This is a genomic window from Planococcus sp. ISL-109 (genome assembly GCF_018613655.1).
In the GTDB taxonomy this organism is placed as follows: domain Bacteria; phylum Bacillota; class Bacilli; order Bacillales_A; family Planococcaceae; genus Planococcus.
Window position 1 is genome coordinate 572,528 of sequence record NZ_JAGGPW010000004.1, and the last position, 19,195, is coordinate 591,722.

General features: G+C 49.6%; 23 protein-coding genes and 1 pseudogene. 16 read left to right on the forward strand and 8 right to left on the reverse strand.

All coding sequences use genetic code 11. The features are described 5' to 3' along the window. Position 1: 1 nt before the first annotated feature. Positions 2-934 (forward strand): sulfurtransferase, encoded by a 933-nt coding sequence (locus J7E21_RS04645; RefSeq protein ID WP_215105205.1) that lies wholly within the window; start codon positions 2-4, stop codon positions 932-934. A gap of 36 nt (positions 935-970) precedes the next feature. Here J7E21_RS04645 and J7E21_RS04650 read toward each other — a convergent pair whose 3' ends face one another. Then, the gene (locus J7E21_RS04650) at positions 971-2,284 is read right to left on the reverse strand and encodes a hemolysin family protein (RefSeq protein ID WP_251047783.1); all 1,314 of its coding nucleotides are present in this window, start codon (positions 2,282-2,284) and stop codon (positions 971-973) included. A gap of 165 nt (positions 2,285-2,449) precedes the next feature. Here J7E21_RS04650 and J7E21_RS04655 point away from each other — a divergent pair, with 165 nt between their 5' ends. The 4 genes from J7E21_RS04655 (at position 2,450) to J7E21_RS04670 (ending at position 5,425) form a co-directional block, all read left to right on the forward strand. Beyond that, positions 2,450-4,030, forward strand: a complete 1,581-nt coding sequence (locus tag J7E21_RS04655; RefSeq protein WP_215105206.1) for an amidohydrolase — start codon at positions 2,450-2,452, stop codon at positions 4,028-4,030. A 2-nt stretch (positions 4,031-4,032) separates the two neighbouring features. Further along, on the forward strand, positions 4,033-4,755 hold the full coding sequence (locus J7E21_RS04660) for an SDR family NAD(P)-dependent oxidoreductase (protein WP_215105209.1): 723 nt from the start codon (positions 4,033-4,035) through the stop codon (positions 4,753-4,755). A gap of 15 nt (positions 4,756-4,770) precedes the next feature. Then, positions 4,771-4,971 carry a hypothetical protein gene (locus J7E21_RS04665; protein ID WP_215105211.1) on the forward strand — a complete coding sequence of 67 codons (201 nt, stop codon included), beginning with the start codon at positions 4,771-4,773 and terminating at the stop codon, positions 4,969-4,971. A 196-nt stretch (positions 4,972-5,167) separates the two neighbouring features. Further along, a complete protein-coding gene (locus J7E21_RS04670; protein ID WP_215105213.1) occupies positions 5,168-5,425 on the forward strand; it encodes a hypothetical protein in 258 nt (85 codons plus the stop codon). Between the two features lie 61 nt (positions 5,426-5,486). Here J7E21_RS04670 and J7E21_RS04675 read toward each other — a convergent pair whose 3' ends face one another. Next, on the reverse strand, positions 5,487-6,131 hold the full coding sequence (locus tag J7E21_RS04675) for an SDR family oxidoreductase (protein WP_215105215.1): 645 nt from the start codon (positions 6,129-6,131) through the stop codon (positions 5,487-5,489). Between the two features lie 173 nt (positions 6,132-6,304). Between J7E21_RS04675 and J7E21_RS04680 the strand changes: the two genes are divergently transcribed. Both J7E21_RS04680 and J7E21_RS04685 read left to right on the forward strand, forming a co-directional pair. After that, on the forward strand, positions 6,305-6,514 hold the full coding sequence (locus tag J7E21_RS04680; RefSeq protein WP_215105217.1) for a hypothetical protein: 210 nt from the start codon (positions 6,305-6,307) through the stop codon (positions 6,512-6,514). 12 nt (positions 6,515-6,526) lie between these two features. Further along, the gene (locus J7E21_RS04685; RefSeq protein WP_215105219.1) at positions 6,527-7,537 is read left to right on the forward strand and encodes a S66 family peptidase; all 1,011 of its coding nucleotides are present in this window, start codon (positions 6,527-6,529) and stop codon (positions 7,535-7,537) included. A gap of 72 nt (positions 7,538-7,609) precedes the next feature. Here the strand turns inward: J7E21_RS04685 and J7E21_RS04690 are convergent, their stop codons facing one another. The 5 genes from J7E21_RS04690 to J7E21_RS04710 all read right to left on the reverse strand — a co-directional run bounded on the left by J7E21_RS04690 (position 7,610) and on the right by J7E21_RS04710 (position 10,628). Further along, on the reverse strand, positions 7,610-8,623 hold the full coding sequence (locus J7E21_RS04690) for a PQQ-dependent sugar dehydrogenase (RefSeq protein WP_251047784.1): 1,014 nt from the start codon (positions 8,621-8,623) through the stop codon (positions 7,610-7,612). A 261-nt stretch (positions 8,624-8,884) separates the two neighbouring features. Beyond that, entirely contained in the window at positions 8,885-9,214 is a 330-nt protein-coding gene (locus J7E21_RS04695; protein WP_251047785.1) for a hypothetical protein, read from the reverse strand. Positions 9,215-9,229: 15 nt separating this feature from the next. Continuing rightward, positions 9,230-9,442: a hypothetical protein gene (locus J7E21_RS04700; protein ID WP_215105221.1), complete on the reverse strand. Its 213-nt coding sequence runs from the start codon at positions 9,440-9,442 to the stop codon at positions 9,230-9,232. A gap of 104 nt (positions 9,443-9,546) precedes the next feature. Continuing rightward, a complete protein-coding gene (locus tag J7E21_RS04705) occupies positions 9,547-9,936 on the reverse strand; it encodes a ribonuclease HI family protein (protein ID WP_215105223.1) in 390 nt (129 codons plus the stop codon). Next, a complete protein-coding gene (locus J7E21_RS04710; RefSeq protein WP_215105225.1) occupies positions 9,936-10,628 on the reverse strand; it encodes a queuosine precursor transporter in 693 nt (230 codons plus the stop codon). Before J7E21_RS04710 ends, J7E21_RS04705 begins: the two co-directional genes overlap by 1 nt. A 143-nt stretch (positions 10,629-10,771) precedes the next feature. Between J7E21_RS04710 and J7E21_RS04715 the strand changes: the two genes are divergently transcribed. Then, positions 10,772-10,966 (forward strand): zinc-finger domain-containing protein, encoded by a 195-nt coding sequence (locus J7E21_RS04715; protein WP_215105227.1) that lies wholly within the window; start codon positions 10,772-10,774, stop codon positions 10,964-10,966. 59 nt (positions 10,967-11,025) lie between these two features. Here J7E21_RS04715 and J7E21_RS04720 read toward each other — a convergent pair whose 3' ends face one another. Further along, the gene (locus J7E21_RS04720) at positions 11,026-11,235 is read right to left on the reverse strand and encodes a cold-shock protein (RefSeq protein ID WP_215105229.1); all 210 of its coding nucleotides are present in this window, start codon (positions 11,233-11,235) and stop codon (positions 11,026-11,028) included. Between the two features lie 166 nt (positions 11,236-11,401). Between J7E21_RS04720 and J7E21_RS04725 the strand changes: the two genes are divergently transcribed. The 8 genes and pseudogenes from J7E21_RS04725 to J7E21_RS04760 all read left to right on the forward strand — a co-directional run bounded on the left by J7E21_RS04725 (position 11,402) and on the right by J7E21_RS04760 (position 19,098). Beyond that, a complete protein-coding gene (locus J7E21_RS04725) occupies positions 11,402-12,037 on the forward strand; it encodes an HD domain-containing protein (protein WP_215106121.1) in 636 nt (211 codons plus the stop codon). Beyond that, the gene (locus tag J7E21_RS04730) at positions 12,034-13,914 is read left to right on the forward strand and encodes an ABC-F family ATP-binding cassette domain-containing protein (RefSeq protein ID WP_215105231.1); all 1,881 of its coding nucleotides are present in this window, start codon (positions 12,034-12,036) and stop codon (positions 13,912-13,914) included. The genes J7E21_RS04725 and J7E21_RS04730 overlap by 4 nt, the downstream gene beginning before the upstream one ends. Before the next feature lie 23 nt (positions 13,915-13,937). Continuing rightward, positions 13,938-15,068, forward strand: coding sequence for a conserved virulence factor C family protein (locus J7E21_RS04735; protein ID WP_215105233.1), 1,131 nt, complete (start codon positions 13,938-13,940; stop codon positions 15,066-15,068). A gap of 72 nt (positions 15,069-15,140) precedes the next feature. Beyond that, positions 15,141-15,443: a hypothetical protein gene (locus J7E21_RS04740; RefSeq protein WP_215105235.1), complete on the forward strand. Its 303-nt coding sequence runs from the start codon at positions 15,141-15,143 to the stop codon at positions 15,441-15,443. Between the two features lie 318 nt (positions 15,444-15,761). Further along, a pseudogene (locus J7E21_RS04745) lies at positions 15,762-16,683 on the forward strand (RNA-guided endonuclease TnpB family protein). Between the two features lie 348 nt (positions 16,684-17,031). Continuing rightward, the gene (locus J7E21_RS04750; RefSeq protein WP_215105237.1) at positions 17,032-17,469 is read left to right on the forward strand and encodes a BrxA/BrxB family bacilliredoxin; all 438 of its coding nucleotides are present in this window, start codon (positions 17,032-17,034) and stop codon (positions 17,467-17,469) included. Next, positions 17,466-18,248 carry a class I SAM-dependent methyltransferase gene (locus J7E21_RS04755; RefSeq protein WP_215105239.1) on the forward strand — a complete coding sequence of 261 codons (783 nt, stop codon included), beginning with the start codon at positions 17,466-17,468 and terminating at the stop codon, positions 18,246-18,248. Before J7E21_RS04750 ends, J7E21_RS04755 begins: the two co-directional genes overlap by 4 nt. 256 nt (positions 18,249-18,504) lie before the next feature. Further along, the gene (locus J7E21_RS04760; protein WP_215105241.1) at positions 18,505-19,098 is read left to right on the forward strand and encodes a YpjP family protein; all 594 of its coding nucleotides are present in this window, start codon (positions 18,505-18,507) and stop codon (positions 19,096-19,098) included. The last annotated feature ends 97 nt before the right edge of the window (positions 19,099-19,195 follow it).

A 19,195-nucleotide genomic window follows, 5' to 3' on the forward strand; every position in this document is an offset into this window, starting at 1 on the left:
AATGACTGTTTTTATTGAAACAATAGATACAGAAAATTATCGTTGGATCGACGCCCGTTTTGATTTGAAAGATCCGAACTGGGGAAGTGAATGCTTTTCAAAGGAGCATATCAGGGGAGCAGTCCACTGGGATTTGGAGCAGCATTTATCTGACATGTCGTCAGCTAATGGCCGCCATCCGATGCCGGGCAAAGAGCAGCTGACTGAGCTGTTTCAACGGGCTGGCCTGGAGTTGACCGATTCCATCGTCGTCTATGACCAGGGCGGCTCGCCTTATGCGGCCCGCGCCTGGTGGTTGCTGCACTATGCCGGCTTTAAGCAGGTGTATATCAGCCGCATCGGCTTTGATGCATTAAAGCAGCAAGGGATTGCTTTATCAACAGAACCTGACGTTTATCCGCGGACGGAAATACAACCGCAGTTCAACGATCAGCTGCTCGCCGAACGCCAAGACGTCAAACACATCGTCGACGGCAAAGACTTAGGCGTCTTGCTCGATGCCCGTTCAGCGGAGCGCTATGCCGGTACGAATGAGCCGATCGATGCAGTGGCTGGACGCATTCCGGGCGCCCGCAATTACGACTGGGCACAGCTCGTACGCGGAGGCAGTTTCCGGACTGATGTTAGTTTCGGCACATTGCTCGACCCGAAAGAACCGGCAGTCGTTTATTGCGGAAGCGGCGTCACCGCGGCAGCGCTTTATGCCGCACTGGCTGACAAGCAATACGCCAATATCAAACTTTATGTCGGCAGCTATTCCGACTGGATTACCGATGAAGACAATGTTGTCGAAATTGACCGCGATGAACATCCGGAAGCAGCAGATGATCAGACAAAAGCGGTGTTGGCGAAACTGATCGAAGAAGGCTATAGCGGTGAGATGTTGATGAAGAAATTCGAGTTTGAAAAATCGTTATTGAACGAAAAAAAATAATAAAAGGGCATTGCTTGGAAAAGCAATGCCCTTTTATTATGTGTTGATTGTCTTGTTAAGTTGAACCGTGATGATTTGGTGGTTTTCCATTTCCCGCACGATAAACCGGAAATCAGGCAAGTCGATGGTGCCGCCTTCGCTGATATCGGTGTCCATCATCTGTACCCAGCCGCCGATCGTATCAATGTCTTCACTTTCCGCAAAGCTGATCGGGAAGCGGGCTTCTAGTTCTGACAATAACACGCGGCCGTTGACGAGGAAGTTATGGTGATCCAAGCGCTTGATGTCGTCGGATTCGTCATGGTCGAATTCATCGCGAATTTCCCCGACGATTTCTTCGAGAATATCTTCCATCGTAATGACGCCGGCAGTCCCACCGTATTCATCGACAACAATCGCCATGTGGACGTGCTGGCTTTGCATGCGCAACAGCACATCCTGTATAGGCGCTAGGTCATGGAGGAACGGCAAGTCATGAATCGTCAAACTTTTCGCCAAATCGCGCGTCGTCGTGTAACTTGTGAGCAGTTCCTTGATGTTGACGAAGCCGATGATGGCATCTTTATCGCCATTCTCTGTGACGGGATAGCGTGTATATTGATGTTCTTCAATAATTTCCATCAGTTCCGCATGATCCATTTCGAGTGAAATGGTGATCATTTGTGTTCGTGGCAGCATGATGTCTTTTGCTTGCCGCTCGTCGAAAGAAAAAATGTTCTGCATATAGGCCAGTTCGTTCTGGTTGATTTCACCGCTTTGATAGCTTTCATGCATTAACAGCTTTAAATCTTCTTCGGAGTGGCCGTATTCAGGCTGTGTGGAACGAACTCCGAACAGCCGTAGTATCGCTCGGGCACAAACATTCATCAGCCATAAGACAGGTGCGAAAATACGGCCTGATAAATACAATGGTGGAGCTAAACGGAACGCCGCACGTTCTGCATACTGCGCGGCAAGCGCTTTTGGCGCTAGTTCACCGATAATGGCACGGATTAAAAAGATCAGTGCAAATACAGCGATATAGGCGATGGGCGCTGATAATTCTTGTCCGAAATTACCGGTGATCGCTCGTACACTGGGCAATTCAGCGAAACGCTTGGATAGCCAGCCAAGGCCGATTGCCGTGGCTGCAATGCCGAAGCGGGCTACGGATAAATAATAATCCAGGTTATTGCTGATTTTTCCGAGCCACTTTGCATTTCGTTGGCCTTCTGAAAGGGCTTGTTCGATACGTGACAAGCGAACACGGATAATCGAGAATTCCGCTCCGACAAAAAAAGCGGTCAAAAATAAAAGAATGCTTGCTAATGAAACATATAGATAAAATATACTGTCCAATTCGTCCCCCATATCCGGGAGCTCACCTCAGCTTTCTAAAGTTGTGCATAGTATATCATAAATGGCCATCGATGTATCTGTGCGGCAAATGAGAAAAAATGCCTGTTTGCAACCAAACTTATTGAATGAGCTGCAGAATAAATCTATGATGAACTAAGAGAAAAGGAGTGGAAGTAGATGAAAGTGCTTTGGTATGGTGGACAGATTTACACAATGGACACAGAAGGCGAGACGGTCGAAGCAGTTCTTGTCTCTGGTGATCGCATAGAAAAAACAGGAACAGTAGAGGAGCTTATGCCTCTTTGCGATAAAGCAATAGATTTACACGGGCGCACGATGTATCCGGGCTTTGTCGACAGCCACCTGCATTTGATCCAGCATGGTGAAAAGCTGATGCGCAGCGATTTGTCGAAAATCACCAGTTCGGAAGAAATGAAGCAGCAGCTGATTCGCTCCACAGAAGGGATACAAGGAGACGAGTGGTTTATCGGAGAAGGCTGGAATGAGAACAACTTCCCGGACCGGAAAATTTTCCACCTCAGTGAACTAGATGCCATCAGCCAGTCACCGATGATGTTGAAGCGGGTATGCCGGCATGCCATACTGACCAATTCAAGAGCCCTCGAACTCGCCGGCATCACGAAAGATACAGAAGATCCGGAAGGGGGACTCATCGTGCGCGATGCGAACGGCGAGCCGACGGGATATTTGCTCGATGCGGCACAAGACCTCGTGGCAAACGTCATACCGGAAGTGACCGTCGAGTATTTGACGAAGGCACTCAAGACCTCGGTCGACGATTTGCTCAAACTCGGGCTGACGGGCGCGCATACGGAGGACATGGGTTATTACGGCCATTACTCGAGACCGTTGCAAGCTTTCCATAACGTCATCGGGGAACAGTTGAAATTCCGCGCCCACCTACTGCTCGCGCATGTCGCCTTTGAAGAAATGATGGAACAGGCGGAGTATTTGGAGCCGTTTATCGAACCGGGCCCGATGAAGCTATTTGCAGACGGCTCCATCGGCGGCAGAACCGCGTTGTTGAGCCGCCCTTATACAGACGATCCATCAACTAGCGGCGTGGCGATCCATTCTGATGACGAATTAAAGCGCCTCGTAGCTGTTGCAAGAAAACACGGAGAAGCGGTCGCCATTCATGTAATCGGCGATTTCGCGATGGAAAAGGCACTCGATGCCATTGAAACGCACCCGACACCAAAAGGTAAAAGAGACCGCCTCATCCATGCAATGGTGCTGAGAGAGGACTTACTCGAGCGCCTGACGCGTCTAGACGTCGCACTGGATCTGCAGCCAAGCTTTGTCACATCCGACTTCCCGTGGGTGGTCGAACGCCTCGGTGAAGACCGTCTGGCATTGTCTTATGCGTGGAAGACGCTGTTAGACGCCGGCGTCATTTGTGCGGGAGGCTCGGATGCACCGATCGAGGAAGTGGACCCACGGCTAGGGCTATTTGCGGCAGTGGCACGGCGCAAGCCGGAAGACAAGCACGACGGCTATTTGCCGGAACAAAAGCTCAGCCGCTTTGAAGCGATCCGGCTCTATACATTCGGCTGCGCCGAGGCGATTTGCATGGAACACCGCCGCGGGTTGATCCGTGAAGGGTTCGATGCGGACTTCACCATTTTCGACCGTGATTTGTTCGCAGGTCCTGAAGAGCAATTGCTCGAAGCCAATGTCACCATGACGGTCGTCGCAGGCGAAGTCATGTACGAGAAAAATGGTGTGGAGGTGTAGGCATGGAAGCTTATGTGATTACAGGAGCATCAAAAGGCATCGGGCTTGCGCTCAGCAAGCAGTTGACACAAGCTGGCCACCAGGTCATCGGCATCGCACGCTCAAAACCGGCGGATTGGACCGGACATGTCTTCATCACGCATAACCTGATCGACATGGACCGGATTTCAGGCATCATGGCGAGCGCAATAAATGAAATTCCGCAAGACGTAACGGCCATCACCCTAGTCAACAATGCCGGAACAATCGAACCGATCGGTTTTGCGGCATCTGCTCAACCTGAAGAGCTCGCGGCCAGCATTAGCTTGAACTTGGTCGCTCCGATGGCGTTATCGGCTGCGTTTTTGCGTGAAACAAAACCGGGGCGTGCAAAGCGCCGGATCGTCAATATTTCGTCTGGCGCCGGCAGAAAGCACATCGCCGGATGGAGCGCGTATTGCACAGGAAAGGCCGGGCTCGACCATTATACGGCTTGTGTGGATGCAGAATATCCGGACGTTAAAGCCGTCTCGGTCGCACCGGGCATCATCGATACGGCGATGCAGGAAACGATCCGCAACAGTGGGGAAGAAGACTTTCCACAGCTCGAGCATTTCCGCGATTATAAACGCAGCGGCAAACTGAGCAGTCCTGAAGAAACAGCGGCAGGCTTGATCGCTTTGATGCAGCGACCGGATTTCGAGGAGCTACCGGTAGTGCTCGATTTGCGGGAGTTGCCGCAGTGAAAAGGAGGGGATTCCATGGCGACCAATCACGAGATGCTGTCGAAATTACAGCAGGCAGGTGAATCGGGAGTAGACCTCTCGAGCCCGAAAGCGTTCGTTACCCATTTGCTCGGGTGCGGCGATATGGAAGCGGTTCTTTGGTTTTACAAACCGAACAGCGTCGAATTCGATTTTGACAAATACAAAAAACTCACAGCGCAAGTAACAGCGAATTAACCTGCAAAACATCCATTTCGGCGACAGGCGAAATGGGGGGGAAGGTGCGTTGGGATGATTTCAGTGCTCGCCGTCTTCGCGGAATAACTATGCTATAGTAGCTACAAGGTAGTGTTTGCCGCTGAAGTAGGTGGCAAACGGCACGACAGTTTCGTCGATGGGACAGAACAATTTATTGCAAAGGGATGGAACCGATATGGATGTCTTGTTACTAGTGGCAATTATCGCAGCGGCGGTTTTTGTCGGAATCGCTTCAAAGAAATATTACGACAAGCCGTATATCGTCAATTTTGGAATTGCCGTTATGATGTTGCTGTTGGTCGTTCAATCGATTTTGATGCAGCCCATCACGACGCTCGGCTATTTGGCGATTGTGGTCTGTTCGATTGCTTTCGTATTTCAGGCAGTCATCGGCTACCGCAACTGGAAGAGCCAAACGGCCACAAAAGCATAACCAAAAAAGCAGGCGAAGGAATTTCCTTCGCCTGCTTTTTTTATTGTGGAGAAAAGTCGCTTCAGATATTGTGCAGTGCTTTTTCGATTTCTTCGTCGCCGGACGTCAATTCAAAAGTTTTATCGGCGAGCTCGGGATTGTCAAGGCAGGCGAGTATGACTGCAGCAACGTCTTGTCTCGGGATGCTGCCGGTTTCGAGTTTTCCTGCAGCGGCAATTTTTCCGTTTGCCGGTTCGTCCGTCAATAAGCCTGGACGGATGATTGTGTATGAAAGGCTGCTCGCTTGGAGGATACGGTCGGCATGATATTTGGCGATATAATACGGCGTCATTTCTTTCGTCCATTGCGAACGGTCATCAGCATGGATGGCACTGACCATGACAAAGCGTTTGATGCCAGCGAGTTCAGCTGCTTCCACCGCTTTTGCTGCGCCGTCAAGGTCGACCGTTAAGGTTTTGTCCGCACCTGTAGAGCCGCCGCTGCCGGCAGTAAAGACGACCGCGTCGCATCCGTCCATTGCCTGCTGAAGTTCTGCGACTGACCCTTCAAGGCTCGCCACGAATGTTTCTGCGTTCAACTCATCGAAAAAGGGCTGTTGTTCCAGCTGGCGGATCAGTGCTTTCACGTGATGCTGCGGATGTTCTGCCATCAGCCGGACGAGGTGCTGTCCGATTTTTCCATTCGCGCCAATTACTAAAGTTTTCATGGGGGCATTCTCCTTTTTCTATAAGATTATGTAAGGTATATACCCCAAATAGATGGAAATAGCCAAAAACTAGGGCATGATGCAAAAAATCTAGCATGTATTGTTTCCTCAGTTTTTAGTATAATCATAAAAGTAAAATAATTTAAAAATGTTAAATTATAGGGGTGTGTTTTATGAGCAAGCAAGTAGAAAAAAATACCTTTTCCTTTTCAGATCGTCAAATAGCGGACACGCCGCCTGATTTCTCTCAATTCAAAGGCAATCGCCTCGACAAGCAGCCGAATTTATTGGTCGATGGACTCGTTCATGTGTTTTTGACCGCCATCGGAGCGGCTTTACTGATGGCCATCGCTTATGTATTATTCAATTACATCAACTGGTAAGGAGGACAACACATGATCCGCTATCCAGATAGACCTTTGAAAACAATCGGAGTCACCGCACCTTCTTCAGGTGTTCCTGAAGCGCATCACGATTTGCTGAAGGCTGCCGTTTCGCAGCTCGAACAAACTGGACTTTCTGTTAAGACTAGCGCCAATGCGTGGACACAACAAGGCGCCAGGTCGTCTTCTGCAGTTGACCGCGCACGACAACTGATCGCCATGTGGCAGGACCCTGAAATCGATGCGATCGTTCCGCCTTGGGGCGGGGAGCTGTTGCTGGAAATTTTGGAGCATACTGATTTCCAGTCGACCACGCCGAAATGGCTGCTCGGTTATTCCGACTTGAGCCTGCTTACTTTAGCGGCAACATTGAATACCGGGATCGCCACCGCACACGGAACGAATATCATCGATCTGCGCGGCAGCGAAACTGACCCGACGACGGTGCGTTGGCGAGATGTGCTCGAATCGACACAAGGAGCCGTCATTGAGCAGACTTCATCAAAATTTTACCAGAAAAGCTGGGAGCACGACAAGCCGACACCTGCCGTCTTTCATTTAGATGAGCCAACTGTCTGGAAGACGGCTTCCGGTCACGCGGAACAAATGGACGGCCGTTTGCTCGGCGGCTGCATCGACGTCATCCGCCATTTGATCGGCACACCGTATGGCGATGTGGCAGGATTCCGCACAGCGCATATCCCGGGTGAACCGGTTGTCTGGTATTTGGAAAACTGTGAACTGACCGTCACCGATTTGAAACGCAGCTTGTTGCAAATGAAATATGCGGGATGGTTCGACAATTGTGCAGGCATCGTGTTCGGCAGAAGTGCCGCAAACGGGCCGGTGCAAGGTTATACGGCAGAAGATGTATACGCTGAACTGGCGGAACAGCTGAACGTTCCGATCATTTATGACGCGGATATCGGCCACCAGCCGCCTCAGCTGGTCTTTGTCAACGGTGCCTATGCGACTGTTCACGCGCAAGACGGCATAGGGCGGGTCGTTCAGGAATTTCGTTGATGAATTTTAATGGTGCGCTCATTAACGCCATGAAGCCAATAAAAAAAGCAGAGACCAAGATCTCTGCTTTTTTTACTGTTCGTTTAAAATATACAGCTTGTCGTCGCCATCAGAAGGCGTACCGCGCCCATCCGTGTTGTTGGTGATGAAGTACAAATTGTCTCCGTCCGAATGAACGTCACGGATGCGTCCGTAGCCTTCGATGGAATCCGTGATTTCAGCCGTTTCGGGATCGAGCACTTCGATCGCAGTGCCGCGCAGCGCTGCGATGTACAATGAACCGTTGTGGAAATCAATGCCGCTCGGCGCCCACGTATTATCGGCACCACTTGTGGCAAACGGGGCTTTCATGCCGTCCGCAGTTTCTTCCCCTTCGATTTCCGGCCAGCCGTAATTGGCGTCTTGTTCGATTATGTTGATTTCGTCATTGGCGGATTGGCCGTGTTCGGAAGCATACATCACGCCATCCGACCAGGCGATTCCTTGCGGGTTGCGGTGGCCGGTCGAGTAGATTTCGAATTCGCCGAACTCATTGAGCCGGAGAATTTTGCCGTTGACCGATGCCGGGTCCTGTGCGAGTTCCGGGTTGGAGGCGTCGCCGACCGTGGCATATAAAATACCGTCGTCATCGATTTCCAAGCGGCCGCCGTGATGGACATTGCCGGTCGGAATGCCGGCAAGGAGTATGTCGGTTTCCGTCCAGCTGCCAGCTTCCAAGCGGAAGCTGGCAATTTTATTATACGAATTGCCGTTTTCTTCATAGACATAATAGCCATAAGCTTCTTGGGATACACTAAAATCAGGCTTCAGGACAAACCCGAGAAAGCCAGCTTCCGATGCATCAGATAGTGTCGAAGTAAAGTTGACCGCTTGCCGCTCTACAACGCCTTCTGCATCAATGTAAGCAACCGTTCCTGGCCGTTCCGAGACATAAAAAACATCTTCATGTTTGTTGATTGACCAAGGGGCATCAAGGTTAGTCGCGATGACATCCGCAGGGGCAGTCGCTTCATCGGGATTTGCAGGTGAATTGCTGCAGCCGGTGAGGGCAATTGCGAGAATTCCGGGAAAGAGCCATTTTTTCAACTTGAAAACCTCCTTTTTATTCATCATAATCGAAGCAGGGAGCGATGGGAAATGAAAGACAGCAAGGAGGGCAAGAAATGCCGTTATTAAAAGAAGTGAAAGAAGAGCAAGAAATCCGCCGCAAGCGCAACATGATCCGCATCATCACCTGGATTAGCATCGCAGTCGTTTTGTTCATACTCTGGTATGTGCTGTAAGCGATTGTGCAAATGATGGACAAGAAAAAAGCGCGAAGCCCTGAATTCAGGGTTTCGCGCTTTTTTAGGTTTTGCTGTTCTGCTGGGGTTTCGTGATGAACAATTCGACGACGACAAATACCGTCGCCAAAACGATCATCAAGTTGACGAGACCGGCGTCCAAATATTTGTCACGGAAAATCATCGCCACAGCCAACACATAAAACACCGCTTGCGTCACTTTGGCAGCTGGGGGCACCGCATTTTTCGGATAGCGCAGCCGCCCGAGCTGGAACATCAAAAAGGCCAGCAGCAAGATCAAATAATACGGCCACGACAGATCTTCGCTGACCCCATTATTGACCGCAGCATAAATGGCCAATGGGAGAAAGTAAAACAAAAGCGTTTTCACCATAGATCCTCATTTCTGCTATTTTTTTCGTTGCTGGTCCGTTTGCTTCGCTTTGACGATATGGTATAGGTTATAGATGGCGAAAGCGAGCGCAATGCCGATAATGATGATCGACAAGAGCGGATAAAGCGTTACCCCGTCACGCGAAATGTCTGCAATGCGCGAATAGATGATGATTGGTCCGATCAGTAAGATGAAAATATCGAGTGCCGTTCCTAGTTTCGATCTCATACATAGCCTCCAGTAAATCAGGATGTCTCCATCATAGCAGAATCCGGCAGCGTCTGGCATGTCAAAACTAAAAAGCAACCATTCTAATTGAATGGCTGCTTCGGCTATTTGTGCTTATTGAGCTTTTGGTTGGCGAGCGCATGCGCTGCCTTGTTTTGCGAATCGGGGATCCATTTGATAAAGCAATATTCGAAGCCATCGGCGATATGCAACGCTTCATCGAGAAGTTGCCGGTACACCGGATTTTTCACGAAACGCTTTTCGAACGCGTCGACGACTAATTTCGAATCGCATTTGATCGAGACCATCCCGGTCGCGAGCGGCTGTGCAAGCTCAAGGCCTTTTAAAAGGGCGATGAATTCCGCTTGGTGATTGTCCATTTCCCCGAGGTATTCACTCCATTTGATGGAATGCCCTTCGCCGCGTAAAAACACTCCAACGGCGCTGACATTGACACGTCCGGCAGTCGAGGCATCGACGAACAGTTCAATCATTAAGCGGCCTCCTTCTCGTCGAGCGGGCGGATTTTTTTCGCCATATAGCCGAATGGCGTACCGAGCACCGACACGATGAATTTCAACACATAGGTCGAGATGAAGATTTGGATCCACACGTCAAACGGAAAGACGCCGTAAAAGGCGATGGACGTGAAGATCAGCGTATCGAGCAATTGGCTGAGCAGCGTCGAGCCGTTATTGCGGATCCAGAACTGGCTGTCTTTCGGGAACACGCGCCTGAGCGCTGAGAACACGATGACGTCGATATGCTGCGCAAGCAGGTAGGCAATTAAACTGGCGATGGCGATTTGCGGCACCAAACCGAAAATCGTTTCAAGTGAACCTTGTGCAAAATCACTTTCTGCCGAAATGAATTGCAGGCCGAACTGCATTGTCAATACCATGATCAACAGCGACGAAAAGCCGAGCCAGACCGCTTTTTTCGCTTCTTTTCGGCCGTATTTTTCGTTCAGGATATCCGTTGCGAGGAACGTGGATGCATACAGGCTGTTTCCAAGTGTTGCCGTCAGCCCGATGATTTCGATCGTTTTCGTCACTTGGATATTCGCAAGGATGGTGGCGACCGCGACCCAGGCAAACAAACCGGTCTTGCCGAATACTTTATACATGATGAGCAATAACACAAAATTAAACAGGGCAAAGCTGAGCCCCCATACTTCATTGAACAAACGAGTTCCTCCTTAGTTTTGGTAGAGCGGGAAGTTTCGAACCGCTGATGGACCAAAATGTCCCAGGCCAGTATACCGATTGTTGCAGAAAAAAACAAATTCATAGTAGAATAATAGAATGACATTTTGCGGAGGGACTCATTATGAAGAAAGTATCCATCATCAATGAAATAGATGACATGCTCAGCACCTATTGTGAAGGGTGCTTTGTCAAAGCCCAACTCCGCAAGGACGAAGGAAAAACAGCCGCGCACCGCTTCTGCATCAGCGAATGCACCGTCGGCACCCAGCTGCAATTTTTGGGGCAGGAACTGAATAAAATGGGCTCCAGAGGTTGACTTGGATGATTTAACCAAAATAAAAAGCAGGAACGGAAAAATCCGTTCCTGCTTTTTTCTTATTCGTTATCAATAAGGAGGACGTTTGCTGCTTGTGGGCCGCGGTTGCCGTCGATGATCTCGAACGACACGGGTTTGCCTTCTTGCAACGTGCGGAAACCATCACCTTGGATACCGGTGAAATGGACGAAAACGTCATCACCGTTGTCACATTCGATAAAGCCATAGCCTTTTTCAGAATTGAACCATTTCACAACTCCATGGTGCATGGACCTTCCCCCTATATATTCGGATTGTCAGAAACCAAGCCAATGAGACAATGGATGGATTAACTATACATGATGGTGCATATAAGGTCAATATGGCGAAGAGCCGCCGTTTGTAAGGTTTTCGCGTTATACTGGTAGTGACAGTATGAATAGAAGGAGCGATTTGATGAACCACCCAGCCATTCCCGAATGCCGAATAAAAGTAAAACAGATATATGAAACTTTCGATGCTAGCCACGACTGGCAGCATATCGAACGGGTTATGCAGAATGCCTGGCACATTGCGCAAACTGAAGGCGGCGATCCGTTATTGATCGAGCTTGCGGTATTGCTTCACGATGTGTCCGATCCAAAATACAAAAAAGACGGTGAAGACTGGGAACAGGAAATTCTCCAACAGCTTGAGCTGACGGCCGAACAGCGGGGGAAGATTCGCTCCATTATCACAACCGTATCCTTTAAAGGCGGCACGAACGATGAGCCGGATTCCATCGAAGGAAAAATCGTCCGCGATGCCGACAGGCTCGATGCAATCGGCGCAATCGGCATCGCGCGAGCGTTTGCTTACGGCGGAGCCAAGGGGCGAAAATTCTACGACCCGGCCGAAAGAGCGCGTACGGCGATGACGGAAAGTGAATACCGGACGGGCGGGACGAGCACTGTGACACATTTTTACGAGAAACTATTACTGCTCAAAGAGCTCATGGTGACGGATAGCGGGAAGCAAATGGCTGAAGAAAGACACCAGTTTATGCTATCCTTTCTAGAGCAACTACAAAACGAAACGGATGGGAAAAAATGAGCCACTTACATGTAAAGCACTTAAGCAAATCAGTGGGGGTCAAAACCCTCTTCACCAATGTCGAATTTTCATTGTATCCAGGAGAACGCGCCGGCTTGATCGGCGTCAACGGCACCGGCAAGTCGACACTGTTGTCGATTCTAGCTGGAGATGTCGAATCGGACTCCATGGAAATGGACCATCCGAAAAAATACCGCATCACCTATTTGATGCAAGAGCCTGAATTTGACGAATCGCTGACGGTCCTCGAGACGGTGTTCTCCGGCGATTCACCGCTGCTTGCACTTAACCGCTCTTATGAAAAAGCGTTGGTCAATATGATGGCTGACTCAAGCTCTGAACAATTGCAGGAAGAATTGATGAAAATCCAGGAAGGCATGGAGCAGGAAAATGCCTGGGACATCAATGCTTTAGCGAAGACCGCCTTGACCAAACTTGGCATCGATATGTACGACCAGCAGATCAGCGAGTTGTCAGGCGGCCAGCGCAAGCGGGTAGCCCTCGCGAAAGCGCTCATCGAACCGGCCGACTTGATTCTGTTGGATGAGCCGACCAACCATTTGGACGCCGGCTCTACGGAATGGCTGCAGGAAACGTTGTTGCGCATGAACAGCGCGATGCTTTTCGTTACGCATGACCGTTATTTCCTCGATGCCGTCTCGACGCATATTTTTGAACTCGCGGACCAAACCCTTTACACACATAAAGGCAATTACGGCGATTATCTCGAAGCGAAAGCCATTCGCGAGGAAGTGTCCGAAGCTTCCAAGCAGAAAATGAACAACCGTTTCCGCTCGGAGCTGAAATGGATACGCCGCGGTGCGAAAGCCCGTAGCACGAAACAAAAAGCGCGCATCCAGCGCTTTGACCAATTGGCCGAAGATGTGCAGTCCACATCGGACAACACGAGCTTGGAATTGTCGATGCAAAGCCAGCGCCTCGGCAAGAAAATCATCGAAGGGGAAGGCTTGGCCGTTTCGTACGGCGACCAGAAAATTTTCCATTCATTCGACTTCTTGCTGCAAGGCGGCGACCGCATCGGCATCGTCGGCCCGAACGGTGCAGGTAAATCGACGCTCATGAAATTGATTGCAGGGGACATAGAAGCGTCGGCTGGCAGCTTGGATTATGGCAGCACCGTCAAAATCGCACATTTCACGCAACGTTTGCCGGAAATGGACGAATCCCAGCGCATGATCGAATACATCCAGGAAGTGTCGAGTGATTTTGAAGCGGAAAAAGGCGTCCGTCTGTCCGCAACACAAATGCTCGAACGCTTTTTGTTCCCGTCGAATGCCCATGGTACATTGATCGGTAAATTGTCCGGCGGCGAACGCAAACGCTTGTATTTGCTCAAGCTATTGATGGAACAACCGAACATTCTTTTGCTTGATGAGCCGACGAACGATTTGGACATCCAAACTTTGTCGGTATTGGAAGACTTTTTGGAGAACTTCCCGGGCGTCGTCTTGACCATTTCCCATGACCGGTTTTTCCTCGACCGGATCGCCAAGAAACTTTGGACACTCGGCAGCGGCACCGTCGATGAATACCAAGGTCTTTATACCGACTGGCTGAAAGAAAAAAAGCCAGTAGTTGAGTCGCAAGCAGTTACTGCGGCACCCGAAGTAGCAGCAGAGCCTGCAACTAGCAAAAAGAAGAAAATGAGTTTCCTCGAGCAAAAAGAATACGAAGGCATTCTCGAGAAAATCGCACAGGTTGAAGAGAAAATAGAACAGACCGAAGCCTCTATGTCGAGCGCCGGATCTGATTTCGATAAATTGCAGGAATTGACCGACACAATCGATGCTTACACGGCCGAGTACGATGAACTGATCGAGCGGTGGAGCCATCTGCAGGAAATGGCAGAATCGTAAAAATTTTCACAGGGGGGATTATCTTGAAAATTCTAGCTATTGAACCAACACCAAGCCCGAATACGATGAAAGTGATCATCGACCAGGAATTGCCGTTTGGCAAAAGCCATAATTACAAGAAAGACCAGCTAGAAGGCGCACCGAAAGAAGTGCAGGAAATCCTTGCAACCGACGGCGTCAAAGGCGTCTACCACGTCGCGGATTTCCTCGCCGTGGAACGCATCTCGAAATTCGACTGGGAAGGGATATTGGCAGACGTACGCCGTGTGTTCGGCGAAGGCAACGGCTCCCAGGAAGAACTCGAAATCGATGAGCATTTCGGTGAAGTGTACGTCCACGTCCAGGAATTCAAAGGCATTCCGCTGCAAGTGAAAGTGTTCGACTCGCATTCGGAAGAGCGTTTCGCGATGTCCGAACGTTTTGTCAGCGCGATGAACCGAGTGATGGACCCGAACGATGAAAACTTTATTTTCCAGCGTAAATGGGCTGATTACGGTGTCCGTTACGGCGAAAAAGCGGAAATCGGCAAAAATATCGTCGAAGAAATCGAAGCGGCGTATCCGGATGAACGTCTTGAAGCGCTGACGAGTAAAACCGAAACGAGCGAAGCGACAGGCACCGTCCGCAAACGCAAAGTATCTTTAGAAGAATTCGATGCGCCGGACTGGGAGACGCGTTTCCAACTGCTCGGCCAGCTTGTCGAAGCGGATTTGGATGATTTGCCGTTGCTCGGTAAAGCGTTGGAAGACGACAAAATGTCGATACGCCGTCAGGCCGCCATTTACCTCGGCGACATCGATGATGAGGCGGTTGTGCCTTACGCAGAACGCGCCATGAAAGACAAATCATGGGCCGTCCGCCGCACCGCGGGCGACACGATCAGCGACCTCGGCTTTGAAGCGTTCGAGCCGATCATGATCGACACCTTGAAAGACAAGAACAAGCTCGTGCGCTGGCGTGCGGCGATGTTCCTTTACGAAACGGGAACCGAAGCAGCGCTGCCGGCATTGAAAGATGCCGAAAACGATCCCGAGTTTGAAGTGAAGCTCCAAATCAAAATGGCCATCGCCCGCATCGAGCAAGGCGACGAAGCAAAAGGCTCGGTATGGAAGCAAATGACCGAAGCGCGCCAGGCGATGAAAGACAACAAATAACAAACTTATGTTTCCAGCCATCTCCTGCGAGGTAAAGAGCAATACGACGCTTTTACGTGGAGGAGAGAGAAAATGGCTGAAAAACAAATATATTCAATAGAAGTATTATGCCGCGGCAAATACGAATCGTGGGAATTCGACCAGGAAAATAAGCGCGACAAGTTTTACGAATCGGTGAAAACACAGTTCGCCGACCATGCATTCAAGGAAGAACCGACGGATGTGAAGGATACCGACATTCTTCAGCTGAGCGCCAATTCCATGCACATCAACGACGACGGCGAAGTCGATCAAAAAATGCGCTATGACTGGTTTCATTACGATAGTTTCGGAGATATGCTGTCGTTTATCAATAAACGCTTTAAAGGGAAATAGGTTTTAAGATAAGTAAGTAAAAAAGTTAGCGGGTTGTGATTTTCACAACCCGCTAACTTTTTTGTTTGAAGAAATAGGACTAGTTTTTACTTGCTGCGGGGATGGGTGATCTCTCTACAATTTCTTCTTCAAATACGATTGGATGAGTTGATGGTCTTCAGCTGTAAGGTTTTCGATCTTTTTTATCATCATTAGCGAGAAGACCGTTACCTCAACGCTATGCATAGGTGGGGGGATGAATCGCTTTTTTTTTTCGTTTTCACGGTTAAAAGAACATGCGTTCTAGGTGTGGTGCTGGTAAGGAGGTGGCCTGCTGTGATGGTCCACAAAGCGTACAAGTTTCGACTCTACCCCAACCAAAAACAGCAAGTGCTGATCGTCAAGACCATCGGCTGCAGCCGCTTTGTGTTCAATCACTTTCTGGATCACAGGAATACCACTTTTGAAGAGAACGGAAAAGCCTTAGGTTACATCAACTGTTCCGCGCAGCTGACCCGGTTGAAGAAAGAGTTGCTTTGGCTGAAGGAAGTCGACAGCACCGCCCTACAGTCTTCCCTCCGGAACTTAGAGGAGGCATTTAAACGACTGTGGAAAAAACAAAATAAAAAACCCCGTTTCAAGTCCAAAAAAAATTCGGTCCAATCCTACACGACCAAATTCACGAACGGCAATAGCGCGCTTGATGGACAGAAGGTCAAGCTGCCGAAACTGGGCTGGGTCCGTGTGGCCAACAGCCGGGAGATCGACGGACGCATCCTGAGCGCCACAGTCCGGCGCAAACCGAGCGGCGTCTATTACGTGTCACTGGTCGTGGAGACCGAAGTTCAGGAACTGCCAAAAATGGGTTCGGCGGTGGCATCGACGTGGGCCGCAAACAATTCGCCGTTTTGTCCGACGGCACGACCTGATCGGCATCGAGGATTTGCAGGTAGTCGCCATGCTCCAAACCCGTCACCTCGCCAAAGGCATCAGTGACGCCAGCTGGTCGGAATTCCGCCGCATGCTCGAATACAAAGCAAACTGGTACGGCAAACACGTCGTGGCGGTCGGCAGAACCTTTGCCTCGAGCCAGCTGTGCTCGAGCTGCGGACACCAGCACAAAGAAGTGAAGCGTCTCGCCCTGCGCCAGTGGGACTGCCCGTCCTGTACGGCGCATCACGAGCGGGATCTGAACGCCAGTATCAATATCAAACAGGAAGCCATGCGCCTCCTAACCGCAGGAACTGCGGGGCTCGCCTAATCAAGCAACCGACTGCCTAGTTGGTGTTCTTAGGAATCTCTCACTTCAAAACGCTTAGCGTTAAAGTGGGAGTAGTTCAAGATAAAGCGGCTATTATAAGCTTGTATCTCAAGGGTTATTTGTTTGGGGAGAGCTCGACAAGTGTGGAAACTGACTGAGGTGCCAACGATTCATCAAAGCAGATTCCATAAACTACTACAAAGAATATCTTGCTATAGAATTGAAAAAGTAAGTAATAGAAATATAAGGTGTCCGAATAAATGAAAATAAGCATGAACTAAGTTAGAATAATAACTGTAGACATAAACCTAAGCCAACAGAAAACTATTAAAGAAAGCAGGGAGATATATGAACGCATACGATGAGTACATGAAAGGCATTGTAGTCCCAATGCGCAAAGAATTAACACAAGCCGGATTCACGGAGCTGACGACTTCGGACGAAGTGAATGAACATATGAGCAGCTCGCAAGGCGTGAGCTTGGTCATCATCAACTCGATCTGCGGCTGTGCGGCAGGGCTGGCACGTCCAGCTGTGCGCGAAGCGGTGGAACTGGCAGAGCGCAAGCCGGAACATTTGGTGACGGTATTCGCAGGACAAGACAAGGAAGCGACTGCTCAGATGCGCCAATATTTCGAGGAAGTGCCGCCGTCTTCTCCATCGATCGCCGTTTTGAAAGACGGGCAGCTTGCGCATTTTATTCCGCGCGAGGAAATCGAAGGCTTTGAAATGGAGCAAGTGCGTGATGCAGTGAAACAAGCACTTGATGAGGCGACAGCCGAGTGAAGACAGTCGTCACGACCGCTTACCGGCCGACAGACGAGACGAAACGCCGTGCACAATCGACGGCAGCTTCGCTCGGTGTGAGCGCCGTTGAACGCAGCAAACGGACGATTTTCCGCATGCACGAAGAGGAAAAGGGAGACGTCATCGTCTGCAAAAAAGAACGGCTCGAGCTTTATCCAGTCGGACAAAGCGAGCCGTTCTTTTTTCATCCCAATTCTGCGGCATTTCGCTCGAAGCGGCCGCTCGGAGCAGATCCGCTCATCGAAATGTCAGGACTCCTACCGGGCGATGCATTTTTGGACTGCACGCTCGGCATGGCAAGTGATGCTTTGATTGCCTCACTGGTCGTGGGGGAAGCGGGGCGTGTTGTCGGTTGTGAGAGCGACACTGTCATCGCCCATATCGTTCAGGAAGGCTTGAAAAGCTATCAGGACATGCCGAAGTTGCATAAGTCGATGAGGCGCATCGAAGTCGTATCAATGAATGCGCTCAGTTATTTGAAAGGTCTCGAAACCGATTCGTTTGATGTTGTCTATATGGATCCGATGTTCACCGAAAGGATCACGGAAGCGTCGAATTTCGCACCGCTCCGGAACAATGCGGACCACGGCCAGTTAACGGAACAGTGGGTAGCGGAAGCCGTCCGTGTCGCAAGAAAAAGCGTCGTGCTGAAAGCTCATTTCCGCTCCACCGATTTCGAAGCGTTCGGATTTACGCGGCGCGTGCGGCCGAATACGAAGTTTCATTTTGGGGTCATTCAGATAAATAAAAGCCAATAAAAAAATCTCCCATTTGGGAGATTTTTTTATTTTTAGTCTGTATACGAAAGCGATGTCAAAAACACAAGCATAAACAATAGACCCAATCCGATCAATAATGACGCGTCCATAAAAATTCCTCCTTTTTAAAAAAACAAGGCGTACTTACTCACTTTATTGTACAATGAATTGGAACAAGATGAAACCTTTCCAACCAAAAATCGTTTATTACATATAGAAAGCTTGACAAAATGTTCGAAATTGAAGGTGATGTTCAGTGAAGAGTTGGTGGCAGAAGTCCTTGATGATTGCTGTAACGGTCCTGACGCTTGGAGCCATTACACCGAACCATATGATTTGGGAGTCTTTGCTCGAAGAAGACGATATTCCGAAATCGCATGCCAGCCAAGGGCAAACGAAAGAATATACGCTTGAATGGATCGATCCTGCAGAATATTATGTCACAACCGACACAATTCTCGCTGATTTTCGCTCGGCTGCAGAAGAGCAGTCGTATGTGAAGTTCGGTTCGCGCATCGGGCCGGTGATCGATGCGGAATTCCGCACGCGCATTTTGCCGGCGATACAGCAAGTCATCGACACGGAACTTTCGGTTTACGGCAAAGAGAACTTGTGCAATTTGGCGATTTCCGAAAAGCCATCCGGTGACCATGCGGAAAAAATTTTCCACGTCTACCATAAAGCCAGCGGCAAAGATGAAATCCGCTTCCACGTCCGCACTGAAAAGAAACCGCTCGAAGGCTATTCGTTCAATTTCCATTACCATTTAGCGAGCGATCAATACCAGCGCCATATCAGCATCGGGGATATCTATTGGTCAAAAGATACCCCGCCGAAATGGCTGTCGTAAAACCGTTATCATTATAACGGTTTTTCTTATTGTTATGGAATTTTTATTTTTTTATGTTACTCTTAATGTTTTTGTTATTTTACTTGTTTTTGTTATG

What these genes read in the sequence shown, in the direction of transcription:
- J7E21_RS04645 (WP_215105205.1), top strand. Translation starts at nt 2, where the DNA reads ATGACTGTTTTTATTGAAACAATAGATACAGAAAATTATCGTTGGATC.
- J7E21_RS04650 (WP_251047783.1), bottom strand. Translation starts at nt 2,284, where the DNA reads ATGGGGGACGAATTGGACAGTATATTTTATCTATATGTTTCATTAGCA.
- J7E21_RS04655 (WP_215105206.1), top strand. Translation starts at nt 2,450, where the DNA reads ATGAAAGTGCTTTGGTATGGTGGACAGATTTACACAATGGACACAGAA.
- J7E21_RS04660 (WP_215105209.1), top strand. Translation starts at nt 4,033, where the DNA reads ATGGAAGCTTATGTGATTACAGGAGCATCAAAAGGCATCGGGCTTGCG.
- J7E21_RS04665 (WP_215105211.1), top strand. Translation starts at nt 4,771, where the DNA reads ATGGCGACCAATCACGAGATGCTGTCGAAATTACAGCAGGCAGGTGAA.
- J7E21_RS04670 (WP_215105213.1), top strand. Translation starts at nt 5,168, where the DNA reads ATGGATGTCTTGTTACTAGTGGCAATTATCGCAGCGGCGGTTTTTGTC.
- J7E21_RS04675 (WP_215105215.1), bottom strand. Translation starts at nt 6,131, where the DNA reads ATGAAAACTTTAGTAATTGGCGCGAATGGAAAAATCGGACAGCACCTC.
- J7E21_RS04680 (WP_215105217.1), top strand. Translation starts at nt 6,305, where the DNA reads ATGAGCAAGCAAGTAGAAAAAAATACCTTTTCCTTTTCAGATCGTCAA.
- J7E21_RS04685 (WP_215105219.1), top strand. Translation starts at nt 6,527, where the DNA reads ATGATCCGCTATCCAGATAGACCTTTGAAAACAATCGGAGTCACCGCA.
- J7E21_RS04695 (WP_251047785.1), bottom strand. Translation starts at nt 9,214, where the DNA reads ATGGTGAAAACGCTTTTGTTTTACTTTCTCCCATTGGCCATTTATGCT.
- J7E21_RS04700 (WP_215105221.1), bottom strand. Translation starts at nt 9,442, where the DNA reads ATGAGATCGAAACTAGGAACGGCACTCGATATTTTCATCTTACTGATC.
- J7E21_RS04705 (WP_215105223.1), bottom strand. Translation starts at nt 9,936, where the DNA reads ATGATTGAACTGTTCGTCGATGCCTCGACTGCCGGACGTGTCAATGTC.
- J7E21_RS04715 (WP_215105227.1), top strand. Translation starts at nt 10,772, where the DNA reads ATGAAGAAAGTATCCATCATCAATGAAATAGATGACATGCTCAGCACC.
- J7E21_RS04720 (WP_215105229.1), bottom strand. Translation starts at nt 11,235, where the DNA reads ATGCACCATGGAGTTGTGAAATGGTTCAATTCTGAAAAAGGCTATGGC.
- J7E21_RS04725 (WP_215106121.1), top strand. Translation starts at nt 11,402, where the DNA reads ATGAACCACCCAGCCATTCCCGAATGCCGAATAAAAGTAAAACAGATA.
- J7E21_RS04730 (WP_215105231.1), top strand. Translation starts at nt 12,034, where the DNA reads ATGAGCCACTTACATGTAAAGCACTTAAGCAAATCAGTGGGGGTCAAA.
- J7E21_RS04740 (WP_215105235.1), top strand. Translation starts at nt 15,141, where the DNA reads ATGGCTGAAAAACAAATATATTCAATAGAAGTATTATGCCGCGGCAAA.
- J7E21_RS04750 (WP_215105237.1), top strand. Translation starts at nt 17,032, where the DNA reads ATGAACGCATACGATGAGTACATGAAAGGCATTGTAGTCCCAATGCGC.